The organism is Streptomyces sp. NPDC030799 (genome assembly GCF_055572255.1).
Genome location: NZ_JBVIDS010000019.1, coordinates 15,038 through 29,824, shown reverse-complemented (window position 1 = coordinate 29,824; position 14,787 = coordinate 15,038). Strand labels below are relative to the sequence as shown.

The window sequence follows — 14,787 nt, the reverse complement described above, 5'->3', positions numbered from 1 at the left end:
CCATGACCGACATCACCCCCGACATCCGTCTCGTCGTCCTCGACATGGCCGGCACGACCGTCGCCGACGGCGGACTCGTCGAACGCGCCTTCGAGGCGGCGGCCATCGAACTGGGCGTCACGCCCGGCTCGGCCGAGCACGCCGGACACCTCGCCCACGTCCGCGCCACGATGGGCGAGTCGAAGATCTCCGTCTTCCGGCACCTGTTCGGCGACGAGGACCGTGCCCAGCGCGCCAGCACCGCCTTCGAGAAGGCGTACGGCGACCTCGTCGACGCCGGCCTGGTCGCACCCGTGCCGGGCGCGCGGGAGAGCATCGAGGAGCTGGCGGGCAGCGGCCGTACCGTCGTGCTGACCACCGGCTTCGCCCGCGTCACCCAGGACGCCGTCCTCGACGCGCTCGGCTGGCGCGGCCTCGTCCCGCTCACCCTGTGCCCGGCCGACGCGGGCGGGCGCGGGCGGCCGTACCCGGACATGGTCCTGGAGGCCTTCGTCCGCACCAAGGCCGCCGAGGACGTACGGCAGGTCGCCGTCGTCGGGGACACGTCGTACGACGTGCTCAGCGGCGTACGCGCGGGGGCCGGACTGGTCGCCGGTGTGCGCACCGGGGCCCACCGCGACGACGCGTTCCGCGCCGCCGGTGCCACACACGTCCTCGACTCCGTCGCCGGCCTGCCCGCCCTGCTGTCGGGAGCGCGCTGACATGGGCACTGGTCCTGGGTGATCGACGGGGTCCGGATCACGCAGGTCTGACTAGGCTGGGGGCGTCGGTACGCCGTGGTTCCGGCGCCCCCGCTTTTCTTGACCGTACGTACGCCAGGAGACGCACAACATGGCAGACCGCAAGCCGATCGAGTCGTGGCTGACCGACATGGACGGTGTCCTGATCCACGAGGGCGTCCCGATTCCCGGAGCCGACGCCTTCCTGAAGAAGTTGCGCGAGTCCGGCCGGCCCTTCCTGGTGCTGACCAACAACTCGATCTACACCGCCCGTGACCTGCACGCCCGGCTGCGCCGGATGGGCCTGGACGTGCCGGTGGACAACATCTGGACCTCCGCGCTGGCCACCGCCCAGTTCCTGGACGACCAGCGCCCCGGCGGCAGCGCCTACGTCATCGGCGAGGCGGGCCTGACCACCGCGCTGCACGACATCGGCTACATCCTCACCGACCACGAGCCCGACTTCGTGCTCCTCGGTGAGACCCGCACCTACTCCTTCGAGGCCCTCACCAAGGCCGTGCGGCTGATCAACGACGGCGCCCGGTTCATCGCCACCAACCCCGACAACGTCGGCCCCTCCATCGAGGGCGACCTGCCCGCCACCGGCTCGGTCGCCGCCCTGATCACCGCCGCGACCGGCAAGAAGCCGTACTTCGTGGGCAAGCCGAACCCGCTGATGATGCGGGCCGGGCTCAACGCCATCGGGGCGCACTCCGAGACCTCCGCGATGATCGGCGACCGCATGGACACCGATGTCCTCGCGGGCCTGGAGGCCGGGATGCGCACCTTCCTGGTGCTCAGCGGCGTCACCCAGCCCGACGACGTCGACCGCTACCCCTTCCGGCCCTCGCAGGTCGTCGACTCCATCGCGGACCTGGTCGACCTGGTCTGACCGGGCCTGACCGCGTCCGACCGGGCCTGACCAGGGATTTTCAAACCCCGATCCACCCATTCGGAGCAAAGGGGCGCCCCCCGAGGATGCGGGGGCGCTCCGGCCGGGGGAGCCTCCTGATATCTGGAGGTTCACGATGGGCTCACTACGCCTCACGTTGTGTACAGGGATCCTGGCCGTCACCACGTTCGCCCCGGCCGCCCATGCGGCCCCCGCCGCCGACGCGGGCTCGGTCTCCGTGACCCCCGCCTTCCCCGGCCCCGGCGCCGACGTGTCCGTGCGGGTCCGCGGCTGCTCCGGGCAGCAGGCCACCGCCACCTCGGCCGCGTTCGTCTCCGACGCGCGGCTGACCGGCAGCCAGGGCGCCCTGTCGGGCGAGACCCGCGTCCGTTCCTCCCTCGCGCCGGGCGTCTACGACGTCAGGATCGCCTGCGCCGGCTCCGTGATCACCGGCAAGGTCACGGTGGGCGGCGGGGGAGCCGGGCAGTCCGCGGTGCCCGGCCGGCCGCCCACCGGTGACGCCACGCCCGTCGCCCCCGTCAATGCGGGCGGCGGTGGCACCGCGCACTTCGCCACGGTGGCCACCAGTGAGTCCGAACCCGACACCGTCCAGTCGGTGACCGGGCTGGTCCTCGCCGGTGTCGCGGCGGTCGCCGTCGGACTCGGCGCCCGCCGCAGCCGCCGTACGCGCTGAAGCGGCCCATGTCCGAAGACCGTGGGCGCACCGGCACCGGGCGGCTCCTCACCGGCCTCACCTGGGCACTGCTGCTGCTCGGGCTGTGGCTGTGGGGGCGCGGGCTGACCGGCGTACCGCACGCAACGGACGGCCCCGCAACGGGTGACCTGTTCGCCCTCCGGCCCGCCGGACCCGCCCGGCTGCCCCGCCCGGCCACACCGCTCGGGGACGCCGTGCCCCAGCGGGTGGACATTCCCCGGCTGCGGGTGCAGGCACCGGTGGTGAGCCGGGGCCTGGACGCCCAGGGCGCCGTCGACCCGCCGCCCCTGGACCAGCCGGGTGTGGTCGGCTGGTACGGCGCCGGCGCCGCCCCCGGTGCCCGGGGCGCGGCGCTTCTGGTCGGGCACGTCGACACCGCCACCCGGCCCGCGGTCTTCTACCGGCTCAGCACGCTCACGCCCGGCGAGACGGTGCGGGTGGTCCGCTCGGACGGCACGGTCGCCGAGTTCACCGTCGACGACGTCCGCGTCCTGCCCCGCGCCGGCTTCGACGCCGACCAGGCCTACGGCCCCCACCGGCCCGGCCGCGCCGAGCTGCGCCTGATCACCTGCGGCGGCTCCTTCGACCGCGCCGGCCACACCTACACGGCCAACGTGGTGGTCTCCGCGTACCTCACCAAAACCACCCGCTGACCCCCGTACGCCCCGCCACGCGACCTCGTGACGCACCGGCCGGATATGCCACGATTGGCACCCTGACCAGTTCGCCCAGGGGGCCGGGGGGATTCGTATGTACGACAGCAGGGGGGCCCGTTCTTCCGCGCGTGCGTCCGCGGTGGCGGTGCTGGGGGCGGCACTGCTGCTCGCCGGATGCACCTCCGGAGGCGGTGGCGGAGGCGGGGACGAGCAGGGAGACCCGGCGGCCCGCATCACTCAACAGCCCAAGGCCGCCGACCCGTTCTGGGTCAACCCGGACGGCACCGCGGCCCGCCGGCTCGCCGCCTACGCCAAGTCCGGCAGGAAGTCCGAGGCCGAGCAGATCAGAAAGATCGCCGAGCAGCCGGTGGGGGAGTGGATCGGCCCCGAGAACCCGGAGAAGGAGGCCCGCGGCTTCACCGAGGCCGCCGAGAAGTCCGACCGCACGGCCCTGCTGGTCCTCTACGACATCCCGCACCGCGACTGCGGCCAGTACTCCCAGGGCGGCGCCGCCGACGGCAACGCCTACCGCGCCTGGATCGACGGCGTGGCCCGGGGCATCGGCGACCGCTCCGCGATGGTCGTCCTCGAACCCGACGCCGTCCTGCACCTCGTGGACGGCTGCACCCCGGCCCGGTTCCACGAGGAGCGCTACGACCTCCTCAAGGGCGCGATCGCCAGGCTCAAGTCCCTGAAGAACACCAAGGTCTACCTGGACGCGGGCAACGCCGGCTGGGGCCACCCCGACCAGATCTACCAGCCGCTCCAGCAGGCGGGCGTCGACCGGGCCGACGGCTTCTCCGTCAACGTCTCCAACTTCTACTCCACGCAGGACTCCATCGCCTACGGCAAGCAGCTCTCGTCGAAGGTGGGCGGCAAACACTTCGTCATCGACACCAGCCGCAACGGCAACGGCCCCTACACAGGCGGCGACCCGGCCCAGCGCTGGTGCAACCCACCGAACCGGGCCCTGGGAGAAACCCCGACGACGAAGACGGCAGACCCGCTGGTGGACGCCTACCTGTGGGTCAAGCGCCCGGGCGAGTCCGACGGCACCTGCAAGGGCGGCCCGAAGGCGGGGGACTGGTGGCCGGCCTACGCTCTCGAACTGGCGAAGAACAGCCGGCCTTGAGGGCAGCGCTCCCGCACCCCGACGTCAAACCCGCGGGAGCGCTACGGCACCTTCACCCATTGCGCCTTGCTCGGCGTCCCCTGATCGTCGTCCACGAACAGCATGTACCACCCGGACTGGACCAGATTCCGATTCTTCGGCACCGTCACCGTGATCCTGTCCCCGGCGGTCTTGAAGTCCAGCGCGATCGACCGCTGATCCACATCGGTCACGTGGGTCGAGGCGCTGGGCCGGATCAGCCGCACCTTCTTGATGCCGGCCGCGTGCTGCGACGTGAACGTCCCCGAAGCGCCCCGCGCGATGGTCTGCGGGCCTCCACCGAGCGTCGGCCGGGAATCCCGGTACAGATACGGCGGCGTGTAGATCTCGATCCGCTGCTCGAACTTGCCCGGCTTCGTGTTCGCCTTGTCCCCGTACAGCGAGTCGGACCCGAAGAACATCACCCGCCCGTCCGGCAGCAGGATCGACCCGGAGTGGTAGTTGCGCCCCACCAGCGGGTCGGCGACCTGCGTGAAGCTGTTGCTGTCGGGGTGGTACAGCCGCGCCTGAAGGATGTCGGAGTCGCTGCGCCCCCGGTAGTCCTCCGAGCCACCGGACACCAGGACCGTGTCGTCGGGCAGGATCGAGGACTGCGGATACCGGGTGCCCTTCTCCAGCTGGGGCCCGTCCACGAACTTCGGATTCCCGGCCTTCAGATCGATCAGCCGCGTCCTGTTGCTCGACAGCTTGGACTCACCGACACCGCCACCCCCGATCACCATGAACTTCTCGTCCTGCGCCGGGGGCAGCAGCACGGTCCCGGAGGTCTCCATCATGTTCGGATCGCTGAGCCCGGGCAGCTTGGTGAACTTGTTCGTGTCCACGTCCCAGATCCCGGGATCACGGCCGACATTGTCCGGCCCGTACCCGGCGTTCGAACCCGAGTAGAAGATCTTCCCGTTCTGCATCAGGAACAGCGCCGGGTACGTCGGGAACTGGCGGATCTTCCGCGTGTACGTCCACTTCTTGGTCTTGGGATCGAAGATCTCGTTCTTGCCCGGCACCAGCTGGCCGATGTCGTCCAGGCCGGAGACGCTGAGGATCCTGCCGTCCGACAGCGTGGTCAGCGTCGGGTACCAGCGGGCCTCGTTCATCGGGTCGACCTTGATGTACCGCTCGGCGACCGGATCGAACTCGTAGGCGTCGCGGATGCCCTGGAAGTCCTTCTTGTCGAGCGCGAGTTTCTGCGCGATGCCGTAGGTGTTGCGCGCGTCGACGCCGGTCAGCCCCTGGATCCGGTAGTTGTCCTGGGTGCCGGTCTCGTACTGGGTGCCGCTCTTCTGCGCCTCGACGTAGATACGCCCCAGGCCGGGGTCGTTGCGCAGGAACGCGCCGGTGTTCGGGTCGAAGACCTTCTTCGCCCGCGGGACGAGCACCGGGTCCTTGGACACGAAGGTCTTGCCGCCCGCCTTGCCGGTGAACTTCGTGCCCGCGGGCAGCGTGATCGGCTTGTCCGGGTTCTCGTTGTGGACGATCATCAGGCCGCCGGCCTTGGTGACGTCACCCTTGAGCTTCTCGTACCGCTTGGTGCCGCCCGCGATCAGCAGGTTGCCGTTGGCGAGCTGGGTGTGGCCGGTGCAGAACAGGTCGTTGGGCGTGGGGATCTTCTTGATCGTGCCCTTGACCGGGTCCCATATCCGGGTGTCGAACTTCTTCTGGTCGAAGTTGTCCTGGTTGTTGCCCGAGCCCGCGACCAGCAGCACCTTGCCGGTGTGCAGGAGCGCCGCGTGGATGGTGTCCTGGCGGTACTCCGGCGGGAACTCGATGATGTCCCAGTGGCCGTTCTCGGCCTTGTACTCCGGTCTGTTGATCTTGTACTGGTGGTACTGCGCGGTGCCGAAGCGGTACACCCACGGCCCGTTCATCCCGGCCAGCGCGAGTACCACCGCCGTACCGATCGCGAGTCGACGGGCGCGACGGCGGCCTGCCTGGTCCTTCATTCCTTACGTCCCCCAAGTCCGCCAAGGGCGATCTGCATGGTCTGTTCGTTCTCCCCGGTCCTGGCCGCCTGTCCGGCGGCCGCCCAGGTGGGCCGCTGCTGGGGCACATGCGGCGGGTGGGCCGCGTACGGCGCCGGTACCGCGTCCTGCGGTTCGGCGGCCGGCCCGGCCGCCGCCGGCTCCGGCTTCCGCTTGTCCTGCCGCAGCGCGTACTGCCAGGCGAAGATCGGCGAGGCGGTGACCAGCAGGGCGAAGGCCGCCCAGGTGATCATCGCGGGGTGGGAGTGCCCGAACGCGAAGCCGGCCGTGAGGGAGCCGGCGAAGACCAGGATGAAGAACCAGTGGATCCGGAAGGTCCCGAACAGCGTGTCGGGGCTCGCCGATTCGCCCTTGGGCGTCACCACGAACTTGCTCTTGCGGCGCAGTACCGCGTCCATCAGGGAGCGCGCGTAGACCGGCGCGGACAGGGCGGACATCACCATGCCCGCGACACCGCCGGAGCCCTCCGGCTCGTGCGGGGAGACGTTGTGCCGCCGGTTCCAGACGTACAGGCCGATCTGCAGCGCGGACGCGTTGCCGTACAGCATCAGCCACACGGTCGGGTCGATGTTCACACCCGAGGCGCCCAGGCCCAGGAACAGCGCGCAGCTCAGGGCCGCGAGGATCCAGTTGAGGGCGGACATCGGATAGAAGATGATCATCATTGTGTAGTTGAAGAGCTTGCCCGGTCCCAGCGTGAACAGGCCCTTCCAGTACTGCTTGAGGATCGTCTCGTACGTGCCCCGGGACCAGCGCAGCTGCTGGGTGAAGAAGTCGGTCCAGGCGTTCGGGCCCTCGCCGACGGCCAGCACGTCCGGGGTGTAGACGGACTTCCACTTCCGGCCCGTCGCGGGGTTCTTGGCGCGGTGCATCTCGAAGCCCGTCGCCATGTCCTCGGTGATGGAGTCGTACAGGCCGCCGATCTGCTTGAGCGCCTTGATCCGTACGGCGTTGGAGGTGCCGACGAACATGGGGGCGCCGTAGCGGTTGCCGGCGCGCTGGATCAGGGCGTGGAAGAGGAACTGCTGGGACTCGGCGGCCTTGGTGACAAACGTGTCGTAGTTGCCGTACACCTGCGGGCCGATGACGAAGCCGACGTCCGGGTCGCGGAAGTAACCGAGCATCCGCTCCAGGTAGTTGGGCAGCGGCACGTGGTCGGTGTCGACGGAGGCGAAGAAGTCGTAGTCGTCGCCGTGCGCCTCCAGCCAGGCGTTGTAGTTGCCGTGCTTGGTCTTCGCCCGGTGCGGTCCCTTGGGCTGGTTCCACCGCGCGACGCCCTTGCGGGAGAAGTGGTGCACGCCGAGCCGGGCGCAGACCTCCTTGACGGCCGGGTCGTCGCCCTCGTCCAGCAACCACACGTGCAGCAGCCCCCGGTGCCGGAGCTTCACCGCCGCCTCCAGGGTCTTCGTCACCATCTCCAGCGGCTCCTTGCCGGGGACGAAGGAGGTGAGGAAGGCGACGCGGGTGCCGGTCTCGGGGACGACCGGTATCGGGTCGCGGGCGACGAGTGTGGCGTGCGCGTTGGACAGCACGTTCATGCAGCGGAAGAACTCGATCAGGCCGATCGAGACGAGCATGACGGTGTCGAGGGCCGGCAGGAAGTCGTGGGCGGGATAGTCGCGTTCGGTCCAGTGCTCGGGCTGGAGCAGCCAGAACAGCAGGACCAGCGAGAGCACGGGGGCCGCGCCCAGCATGAGCGCGGCGCGGATGCGGTGCGGCTCCTGCGAGAGCAGCGACCGGTACTGGACCTTGTACGGCTTGGTCGGGTCGGGCTGGGTGAGGGGGCCCGCGAGCCGGCTGTAGTGCTCGTAGTCGTATCTCGGCAGGCTCTTCCTCATCCGGCGGAACTGGCCGGTCCGGTGCGTGACCGCCCTGAGCTGTGTGGTCTGTGACGGGTCGTTGTGAGCGTGGCTCGGTCCGGCGCCCGGCGGCGTCGACGTCATGAGTCATTCCCCCCACACGCAGGTCACCGCGTGTCTTGTCGCTGTGGTGGCTCGCAGTCCCCACGTCTTCCCCACCTCATAGACATGGGACGGCGACCTTCCGGTTGCATGATGCCCCCCTCGGCATCGATTCATGAGCGGGGCCCCCTCCCCGCCGTGCGGCAACCGTTCGCTTCCCCCCAACTGGCGCGAAAGGGCGGCAGCTTGGGCATCCAGGGTTCTACGGCGCTCCGCATGATCGCAAGACGCGAAACGCGTTGTTTACCGGTCAAACCCGTTCATTGTGGGGCTCGCGAGGCGGGGGTGCGCCGGTGGTGGAGAGGCGGGCACGGATGTTGCCGAAGTGGTCTCTTATGGCCTCCTCCGCCCGCAGCGAGTCGCCGGACCGGACCGCGTCGAGGATCTCCCGGTGCTGGCGGCAGGTGACCCTGGGGTCCTGCGGCACCTCCACCAGATCCCGCTGCACCCGGTGGAAGGCGTCCCAGAACGCCTCCAGCACCTCGCTCAGCAGCACGTTGTCCAGCCCCCGGTAGAGGGTGGCGTGAAAGGCACGGTCGGTCTCGGCGAGGCCGGCTCCCTGCGCGGCCTCCTGATCCATACGGTCCACGAGGGCGTCCAGTTCAACGAGGTCCGCCTCGGGCAGCCGCCCGGCCAGCCGTGAGACCAGCCCGGTCTCCACGGCCTCGCGCAGCTCCAGCAGCTGCAGCAGCGAGTCCTCGCCCCGGTAGTGCCCGGCGACCGTGCGGAAGGCCAGCCCCTCGATCATCGGCGCGAACGACATCGAGCCGACGTACGTCCCGAAGCCGTGCCGGATCTCCACGATCCCCATCGCCTGCAGCCCCTTCAGGGCCTCGCGCACCGAGTTCCGGCTCGCGCCGAGGTACTCCATCAGCTCGGGCTCGGTCGGCAGCGGGGCTCCCGAGGGCAGCCGCCGGTCGACGATCAGCTTCTTGATCCGCTCCTGAAGGTCCCGGGCTGCCATGGCGAGAGGGTATCCGGCCAATCGGGGCATGCGAAAAGCCCCTCGCTTCCGCGAGGGGCCTTCCGGTCGGTGCGCCGCCAGGGACTCGAACCCCGGACCCGCTGATTAAGAGTCAGCTGCTCTAACCAACTGAGCTAGCGGCGCCTGCTGACAGAGATAACTCTACATGACCTTCGGGGGTGCCTCTGACCACCTGCGGGGGGCCGGGGGATCGCCCCGCAGGGCCGTGTACATCGTTCGGACCGTCAAAGTGGCGGCCGGATGGACAGTTGAGAAACTGATCATCGTGCACAAGCGCGGACAAATCACCCCCGAATGTGAGGTAGATCGCATGACCACTCCGGTGTTCGAGGAGGTCGAGCCCGCGAGGGACTGCGACTGCCCTGGTTGCGTCGAAGGGCGGCGGATGAGTCCCCGTCCGTCGTCCGGTCGTTCCACCGGCCGCCCGGCGGCCTGCGGAGTCGTCGTCATGGCCGCCGCGTCGGCCGTTCTCGGCGCGGTCACCCCGGCCGCCGCTCTCGCCCCCGGCCGGCCCGCCGAGCAGCGCCCCCACGTCCCCGCCGACGGCGACACCCAGACCCCCCAGGGCGGCAGATCCCCGCTGCACGGCGCGGCGGGCAAGCCGGCCGAGCTCACCGCTGCCCCCATCCCCGTGACCACCCGGACCGACATCATCAAGCGGGCCAAGGTCTGGGTGGCCGCACAGGTGCCGTACAGCATGTCGCAGTACTGGTCCGACGGCTATCGCCAGGACTGCTCCGGCTATGTCTCCATGGCCTGGAACCTGGGGAGCAACGAGTGGACGGGCAGCCTCGACCAGTTCGGCGTGAAGATCACCAAGGAGGAGCTGCAGCCCGGAGACATCCTGCTCTACCACAACCCCGACAACCCGGAGAAAGGCTCCCACGTGGTGATCTTCGGCGGCTGGACGGACTCCGCGCACACCACCTACACGGTCTACGAGCAGACACCCCCGCACACCCGCAGCCAGCCCACCCCCTACCCCTACTGGACCAACGCCGACAAGTACGTCCCGTACCGCTACAAGGGCGTGACCGCGGAGACGGCGGGCGCCCAGCGGACCGACGGCAAGGCGGAGGTTCCGGGCCGGCCCGCCTCGCACGGGGTGCCCGGCTATCCCGGCCGGAGCCTCTTCCGTCCGGGGGCGGAGAACGCGTATGTCACGCAGCTGCGCCGCCGGCTGGTGGAGAAGGGGTTCGGCAGGTTCTACGCCACCGGCCCGGGTCCGCGCTGGAGCGAAGCGGACCGGCGTGCCGTGGAGGCCTTCCAGCGTGCGCAGGGCTGGCGCGGCGGCGCGGCGGACGGCTACCCGGGGCCGGAGACCTGGCGACGGCTCTTCGCGGACGCGGACCGCGGCCACCAGGGCGGCCGGTGACCGCCTGATCCTTCCGTCCCCTGTTCATGACGTATCTGGCGCGGAGGCTGGAGCAACGCATGAGTACGACCACGTCACACACGCCGCCCGAATCCGAGGGGCAGCCGGAGGGCGCTCCGGTGCCGGGCGGGCGTCCGGCCCGGCTGATCCAGAACGAGGTGACCACCGAGATCCCCGTCCATCTGCTCTTCCGTGACGACCCCGACCCGGTGAACCCGGTGAAGGTGCCGCTCAAGCCGGCGGTGGTGGCCCGGCGGCAGGGCACCGGTGAGCAGCCGCGCCTCGGCCGCCCGGCACCGGTGCGCCGCCGCCCGCTGCCGGAGGTCGACCCGGAGCTGGTGGAGCGTCCGGCGCGGGCGCTGCCGGGGATGGCCGGGGTGCTCGCCGGGGCCTGCGGATTCACCGGGTGTCTGGCGACCTCCTGGTGGACGGGGCTGCTTCCGTCGGCCGCGGTGCAGGCGCTGGGGCTGCCCGCCTGTGCGGGCGCGGGACTCGGCCCGGCGCAGTGGGCGGCGTACGCCGGGGCCGGGGCGCTCGGGATGCTGGGCTTCGCCGGGCTGGCCCGGGGGCGGTCCGGGCGGGCCTGGGTGCTGGGCATGTTCGGCGGCTACCGGGGGACGGTCCGGCGTACCGGGCTGGTGTGGGTGAATCCGCTGCTGCCGCGCCGCCGGGTCGATGTGCGGCTGCGGCACTGGCGCAGCGAGCCGATGCCGGCGGCGGATCCCGACGGTATGGCGCTCAGGGTGGTGGTGCTGGTGGTGTGGCGGGTGCGGGACACCGCGCGGGCCGTACTCGGTGTCGAGGACCACGAGAAGTATCTGCGCGAGTGCGTGGAGGCGGCGCTGGCCCGGGTTCCGGTGGAGCCGGCGGGCGGGACGCGGGGCGGGGTGACGGCGGCCGGGGACGCGCTGACCCGGCTGGTGGCGGAGGAGACCGCGCCGGTCGGTGTGGAGGTGTTCTCGGTGCAGCCGATCCGGGTGGAGTACGCCCCGGAGGTCGCCGCCGCGATGCACCGGCGCAGGGTCGCCGCGCTGGACGCCCGGCAGCGGGCCAGCATGCTCAGCTCGGTGGTGGACTCGGTGGAGGACACGGTGACCCGGCTGACCGTGCGCGGCCTGGTGGAGCTGGACGACTACGAGCGGAAGGTGCTGGTGCGGGACCTGACCGTCGCCTTCTGCTCGGGCCGCGGGGAGCCGCTGTAGCGCGGGGCCCGCGACGGGTACGGGCGCGCCTTTTGTATGGACACTTTCAACCAACGCCAATAACCTGGCACTTGGTCTAGACCTACCTGCACAGCTCACCGAACTCCCCACGTTCTCCAGGAGCGGCAGTATGCGCACCAGGACCAAGCTGTCCGCGGTCGTGCTCGGTGTGGTGACCGCCGGAGCGTTCGCGCTCTCCACCGGCGGCGCCAGCGGGCACGGCTACACCGACCTCCCCATCAGCAGGCAGAAGCTCTGCGCCAACGGCACCGTGACGGGCTGCGGCGACATCCAGTACGAGCCGCAGAGCGTCGAGGGCCCCAAGGGATTCCCGGCCGCGGGGCCCGCCGACGGCCAGCTCTGCAACGGCGGCCTGAGCCGGTTCGCCCAGCTCAGCTCACCGACGACCCCGTCCGGCGGCGCGTGGCCGGCCACCCGGGTGACGGGTGGCCGGACATACACCTTCCGCTGGCAGTTCACCGCCATGCACGCCACGACGGACTTCAGGTACTACGTCACCAGGCAGGGCTGGAACCAGAACCACGCCCTGTCCCGCTCGGACCTCGACCCCACCCCGTTCCTGACGGTCCCCTACCACGGCCAGCGCCCGCCGCAGACCCTCAGTCACAGCGGCACCCTGCCGACCGGGCTGAGCGGGCACCACGTCATCCTCGCGGTGTGGACGATCGCCGACACGGGCAACGCGTTCTACGCCTGCTCGGACGTCACGTTCTGAGGACCGCTGCGCAACGGCGCGGAAACTGAGGTTCCCTTGAGGCGGACCGCCCCTACCGGCGGGTACGTTCCTCGCACGCCGGCCGAACGGGGGCGGCGTACCGACCTCGGGGGAACCTCATGTTCGAGCTCTTCTTCTACGCCGTACCCACCGTCATGATCGCCGGCCTCGGGTACGCCGCCTTCCGGCTGCTGCGCCGCGCCCGGGGGATCAGCAGGATCTGGGCGCACGGCCTGACCGCCGAGGCGCGCTGCCTGCGGATGTACACGACGACCCACGGGGGCGGCGGTGACACGTCCGTGCGGACGAGCCTGCACCACGTCTACGAGTTCACCACCCGCGAGGGCCGCACGGTCCGCTTCGAGGAGGAGAACGGCCCGGCGACCGTCGTGGAGGGCGACTTCGTCACCGTGCGGTATCTGCCGGAGGAGCCCCAGCGGGCCACCGCGCGCCCGCCGGCGCCCGGCAGGCTCGCCGCCGGTACCGGCTTCGGGGTGGCCTTCCTCGGGGCGGCCATCGCCTTCTGCGTGTTCTTCATCGCCACTGCCCACATGATGTTCTCGGAGGCCGACGGGCTGATGCCGTGACCCTCCTCATCTGACGCTTTATCAGTTACCGTGCGCTGCCATGGACTCCGAGGCGTGCACGGTCGCCGAGCTGGTCGCGGCGCGGTGGGGCGACCACCGGCCGGGGCTCAGGTGTGAAGCGCGGATGCTGACGCAGCACGAGGTGGCCGCCGGTGCCGCCGCACGGGCCGCCCTGCTGACCGACCTGCTGCCGCCCGGTGCCGTACCGCATGTCGGCGTGCTCCTCGACAACACCGAGGAGTTCCCCCTGTGGCTCGGCGCCGCCGCCCTCGCCGAAGCGGCCGTCGCCGGGATCAACCCCACGCGCCGGGGCCCCGAGCTGGCCCGGGACATCCTGCACACCGAGTGCTCGCTGCTGGTCACCGAGCGGGCCCACCTTCCGCTGCTGGCGGGCCTGGACCTGCCGGGGGTGCGGATCCTCGTGACCGACGGCGAGGAGTACGGCGGGCTCCTCGCCCCCTACGCCGGCGCCGTGCCCGACCCGTCCCGCGCCGCCCCCGCCGACCGGCTGCTGCTCTGTTTCACCTCCGGGTCGACCGGCGCCCCCAAGGCCGCGCTCTGCTCCCAGGGCCGGCTGGTGGCGGCCGGGCAGGCACTGGTCCGGCGGTTCGGGGTGCGCCCGGACGACGTGCACTACATCTGCATGCCGATGTTCCACGGCAACGCGGTGATCGCCGGCTGGGCGCCCGCGCTGGCCGCCGGTGCGGAGGTCGCGCTGCGCCGGCGGTTCTCGGCGTCCGGGTTCCTCGCCGACGTACGCCGCTACCGGGCGACCTACTTCACCTATGTCGGCCGGGCCATCCAGTACATCCTCGCCACCGAGGAGCGCGCGGACGACCGGGACAACCCGCTGCGGACGGGCTTCGGCACCGAGGCCGGCGCGGTGGACGCGGTCGCCTTCGAGCGGCGCTTCGGGGTGCGGCTCGTCGAGGGCTACGGCTCCTCCGAGGGCGGCGCGGCGATCCAGTGGACGCCGGGCACACCGAAGGGTGCGGTGGGACCGGCCGGGCCGGGGCTGGTGGTCCTCGACCCCGGCACCGGGCGCGAGTGCCCGCCGGCCGTGTTCGACACCGCCGGGCGCCTGCTCAACGGCGACGAGGCGATAGGGGAGCTGGTGAACCGGGGCCCCAACCCCTTCGAGGGCTACTGGCGCAACCCGGCCGCGGAGGCCCAGCGGCGCCGGGGAGGGGCGTACTGGACGGGCGACCTCTTCTTCCGGGACTCGGCGGGATACCTCTACTTCGCCGGGCGTGCGGGTGACAGCATCCGCGTGGACGGGGAGAACCTGGCCGCCGCGATGATCGAGAACATCGTCGCCCGGTACGAGGGCGCGGCGGCCGTCGCCGTGTACGGGGTGCCGGACCCGGTGACCGGGGACCAGGTGATGGCGACCATCGCCGGGACCTTCGATCCCGAGGGCTTCGCGCGGTTCCTGGCGGCCCAGCCCGATCTGGGGACGAAGATGGCGCCCCGGTTCGTGCGGGTGGTGGAGCGGATGCCGGTGACGGCGACGAACAAGATCCACCGGGGGCTGCTCAGGCGCGAGGGGTACGCGTGCGCCGATCCGGTGTGGTGGCGGCCACAGGGCGAGACGTCGTACCGGCGACTCACCGCGGAAGACGCCGAAGGGCCCCTCGCTCGTGCGAAGGACCCTTCGTCCATGTGCGCCGCCAGGGACTCGAACCCCGGACCCGCTGATTAAGAGTCAGCTGCTCTAACCAACTGAGCTAGCGGCGCATGACTCTCGCCTGCTGCGTTTTTTGTCTTCCGCGGCTGGCGACGAAGAAAATACTACCTGGTCCTGAGGGG

12 protein-coding genes, 2 tRNA genes and 1 pseudogene are annotated in these 14,787 nt (G+C 70.9%); 10 read left to right on the top strand and 5 right to left on the bottom strand.

Annotated features, from left to right (window positions below; all coding sequences use genetic code 11):
• Positions 1-2 precede the first annotated feature (2 nt).
• The 5 genes from ACZ41I_RS37290 to ACZ41I_RS37270 all read left to right on the top strand — a co-directional run bounded on the left by ACZ41I_RS37290 (position 3) and on the right by ACZ41I_RS37270 (position 4,114).
• Positions 3-701, top strand: a complete 699-nt coding sequence (locus ACZ41I_RS37290; protein ID WP_468516237.1) for an HAD family hydrolase — start codon at positions 3-5, stop codon at positions 699-701.
• A gap of 130 nt (positions 702-831) precedes the next feature.
• The gene (locus ACZ41I_RS37285; RefSeq protein WP_363216199.1) at positions 832-1,611 is read left to right on the top strand and encodes an HAD-IIA family hydrolase; all 780 of its coding nucleotides are present in this window, start codon (positions 832-834) and stop codon (positions 1,609-1,611) included.
• A gap of 136 nt (positions 1,612-1,747) precedes the next feature.
• A complete protein-coding gene (locus ACZ41I_RS37280; protein ID WP_399768674.1) occupies positions 1,748-2,305 on the top strand; it encodes a hypothetical protein in 558 nt (185 codons plus the stop codon).
• Between the two features lie 8 nt (positions 2,306-2,313).
• Complete coding sequence (locus tag ACZ41I_RS37275; protein WP_363216197.1) at positions 2,314-2,979, top strand: class F sortase; 666 nt, start codon at positions 2,314-2,316, stop codon at positions 2,977-2,979.
• Between the two features lie 97 nt (positions 2,980-3,076).
• A complete protein-coding gene (locus ACZ41I_RS37270; RefSeq protein ID WP_468516236.1) occupies positions 3,077-4,114 on the top strand; it encodes a glycoside hydrolase family 6 protein in 1,038 nt (345 codons plus the stop codon).
• A gap of 41 nt (positions 4,115-4,155) precedes the next feature.
• Here the strand turns inward: ACZ41I_RS37270 and glxA are convergent, their stop codons facing one another.
• From glxA to ACZ41I_RS37250, 4 genes are all read right to left on the bottom strand, one after another.
• Positions 4,156-6,093, bottom strand: a complete 1,938-nt coding sequence (gene glxA / locus ACZ41I_RS37265) for a radical copper oxidase GlxA (RefSeq protein WP_363216195.1) — start codon at positions 6,091-6,093, stop codon at positions 4,156-4,158.
• Positions 6,090-8,075 (bottom strand): glycosyltransferase family 2 protein, encoded by a 1,986-nt coding sequence (locus ACZ41I_RS37260; protein WP_399768681.1) that lies wholly within the window; start codon positions 8,073-8,075, stop codon positions 6,090-6,092. Before ACZ41I_RS37260 ends, glxA begins: the two co-directional genes overlap by 4 nt.
• A gap of 268 nt (positions 8,076-8,343) precedes the next feature.
• Positions 8,344-9,057 (bottom strand): FadR/GntR family transcriptional regulator, encoded by a 714-nt coding sequence (locus tag ACZ41I_RS37255; protein WP_399768683.1) that lies wholly within the window; start codon positions 9,055-9,057, stop codon positions 8,344-8,346.
• A 70-nt stretch (positions 9,058-9,127) separates the two neighbouring features.
• A tRNA-Lys gene (locus ACZ41I_RS37250) sits at positions 9,128-9,201 on the bottom strand.
• Positions 9,202-9,388: 187 nt separating this feature from the next.
• On the opposite strand from ACZ41I_RS37250, the gene ACZ41I_RS37245 reads away from it, so the two are divergent.
• The 5 genes and pseudogenes from ACZ41I_RS37245 (at position 9,389) to ACZ41I_RS37225 (ending at position 14,676) form a co-directional block, all read left to right on the top strand.
• On the top strand, positions 9,389-10,453 hold the full coding sequence (locus tag ACZ41I_RS37245) for a peptidoglycan-binding protein (protein WP_468319774.1): 1,065 nt from the start codon (positions 9,389-9,391) through the stop codon (positions 10,451-10,453).
• A gap of 59 nt (positions 10,454-10,512) precedes the next feature.
• Complete coding sequence (locus ACZ41I_RS37240; protein WP_363216191.1) at positions 10,513-11,655, top strand: SPFH domain-containing protein; 1,143 nt, start codon at positions 10,513-10,515, stop codon at positions 11,653-11,655.
• Between the two features lie 130 nt (positions 11,656-11,785).
• A complete protein-coding gene (locus ACZ41I_RS37235; RefSeq protein WP_363216190.1) occupies positions 11,786-12,391 on the top strand; it encodes a lytic polysaccharide monooxygenase auxiliary activity family 9 protein in 606 nt (201 codons plus the stop codon).
• A gap of 119 nt (positions 12,392-12,510) precedes the next feature.
• Positions 12,511-12,978 (top strand): DUF3592 domain-containing protein, encoded by a 468-nt coding sequence (locus ACZ41I_RS37230; protein ID WP_399768690.1) that lies wholly within the window; start codon positions 12,511-12,513, stop codon positions 12,976-12,978.
• A 40-nt stretch (positions 12,979-13,018) separates the two neighbouring features.
• A pseudogene (locus ACZ41I_RS37225) lies at positions 13,019-14,676 on the top strand (long-chain-fatty-acid--CoA ligase).
• Here the strand turns inward: ACZ41I_RS37225 and ACZ41I_RS37220 are convergent.
• Positions 14,642-14,715, bottom strand: a tRNA-Lys gene (locus tag ACZ41I_RS37220). The pseudogene ACZ41I_RS37225 and the gene ACZ41I_RS37220 overlap by 35 nt on opposite strands.
• Between the last annotated feature and the right edge of the window lie 72 nt (positions 14,716-14,787).

What these genes read in the sequence shown, in the direction of transcription:
- ACZ41I_RS37290 (WP_468516237.1), top strand. Translation starts at nt 3, where the DNA reads ATGACCGACATCACCCCCGACATCCGTCTCGTCGTCCTCGACATGGCC.
- ACZ41I_RS37285 (WP_363216199.1), top strand. Translation starts at nt 832, where the DNA reads ATGGCAGACCGCAAGCCGATCGAGTCGTGGCTGACCGACATGGACGGT.
- ACZ41I_RS37280 (WP_399768674.1), top strand. Translation starts at nt 1,748, where the DNA reads ATGGGCTCACTACGCCTCACGTTGTGTACAGGGATCCTGGCCGTCACC.
- ACZ41I_RS37275 (WP_363216197.1), top strand. Translation starts at nt 2,314, where the DNA reads ATGTCCGAAGACCGTGGGCGCACCGGCACCGGGCGGCTCCTCACCGGC.
- ACZ41I_RS37270 (WP_468516236.1), top strand. Translation starts at nt 3,077, where the DNA reads ATGTACGACAGCAGGGGGGCCCGTTCTTCCGCGCGTGCGTCCGCGGTG.
- glxA (WP_363216195.1), bottom strand. Translation starts at nt 6,093, where the DNA reads ATGAAGGACCAGGCAGGCCGCCGTCGCGCCCGTCGACTCGCGATCGGT.
- ACZ41I_RS37260 (WP_399768681.1), bottom strand. Translation starts at nt 8,075, where the DNA reads ATGACGTCGACGCCGCCGGGCGCCGGACCGAGCCACGCTCACAACGAC.
- ACZ41I_RS37255 (WP_399768683.1), bottom strand. Translation starts at nt 9,057, where the DNA reads ATGGCAGCCCGGGACCTTCAGGAGCGGATCAAGAAGCTGATCGTCGAC.
- ACZ41I_RS37245 (WP_468319774.1), top strand. Translation starts at nt 9,389, where the DNA reads ATGACCACTCCGGTGTTCGAGGAGGTCGAGCCCGCGAGGGACTGCGAC.
- ACZ41I_RS37240 (WP_363216191.1), top strand. Translation starts at nt 10,513, where the DNA reads ATGAGTACGACCACGTCACACACGCCGCCCGAATCCGAGGGGCAGCCG.
- ACZ41I_RS37235 (WP_363216190.1), top strand. Translation starts at nt 11,786, where the DNA reads ATGCGCACCAGGACCAAGCTGTCCGCGGTCGTGCTCGGTGTGGTGACC.
- ACZ41I_RS37230 (WP_399768690.1), top strand. Translation starts at nt 12,511, where the DNA reads ATGTTCGAGCTCTTCTTCTACGCCGTACCCACCGTCATGATCGCCGGC.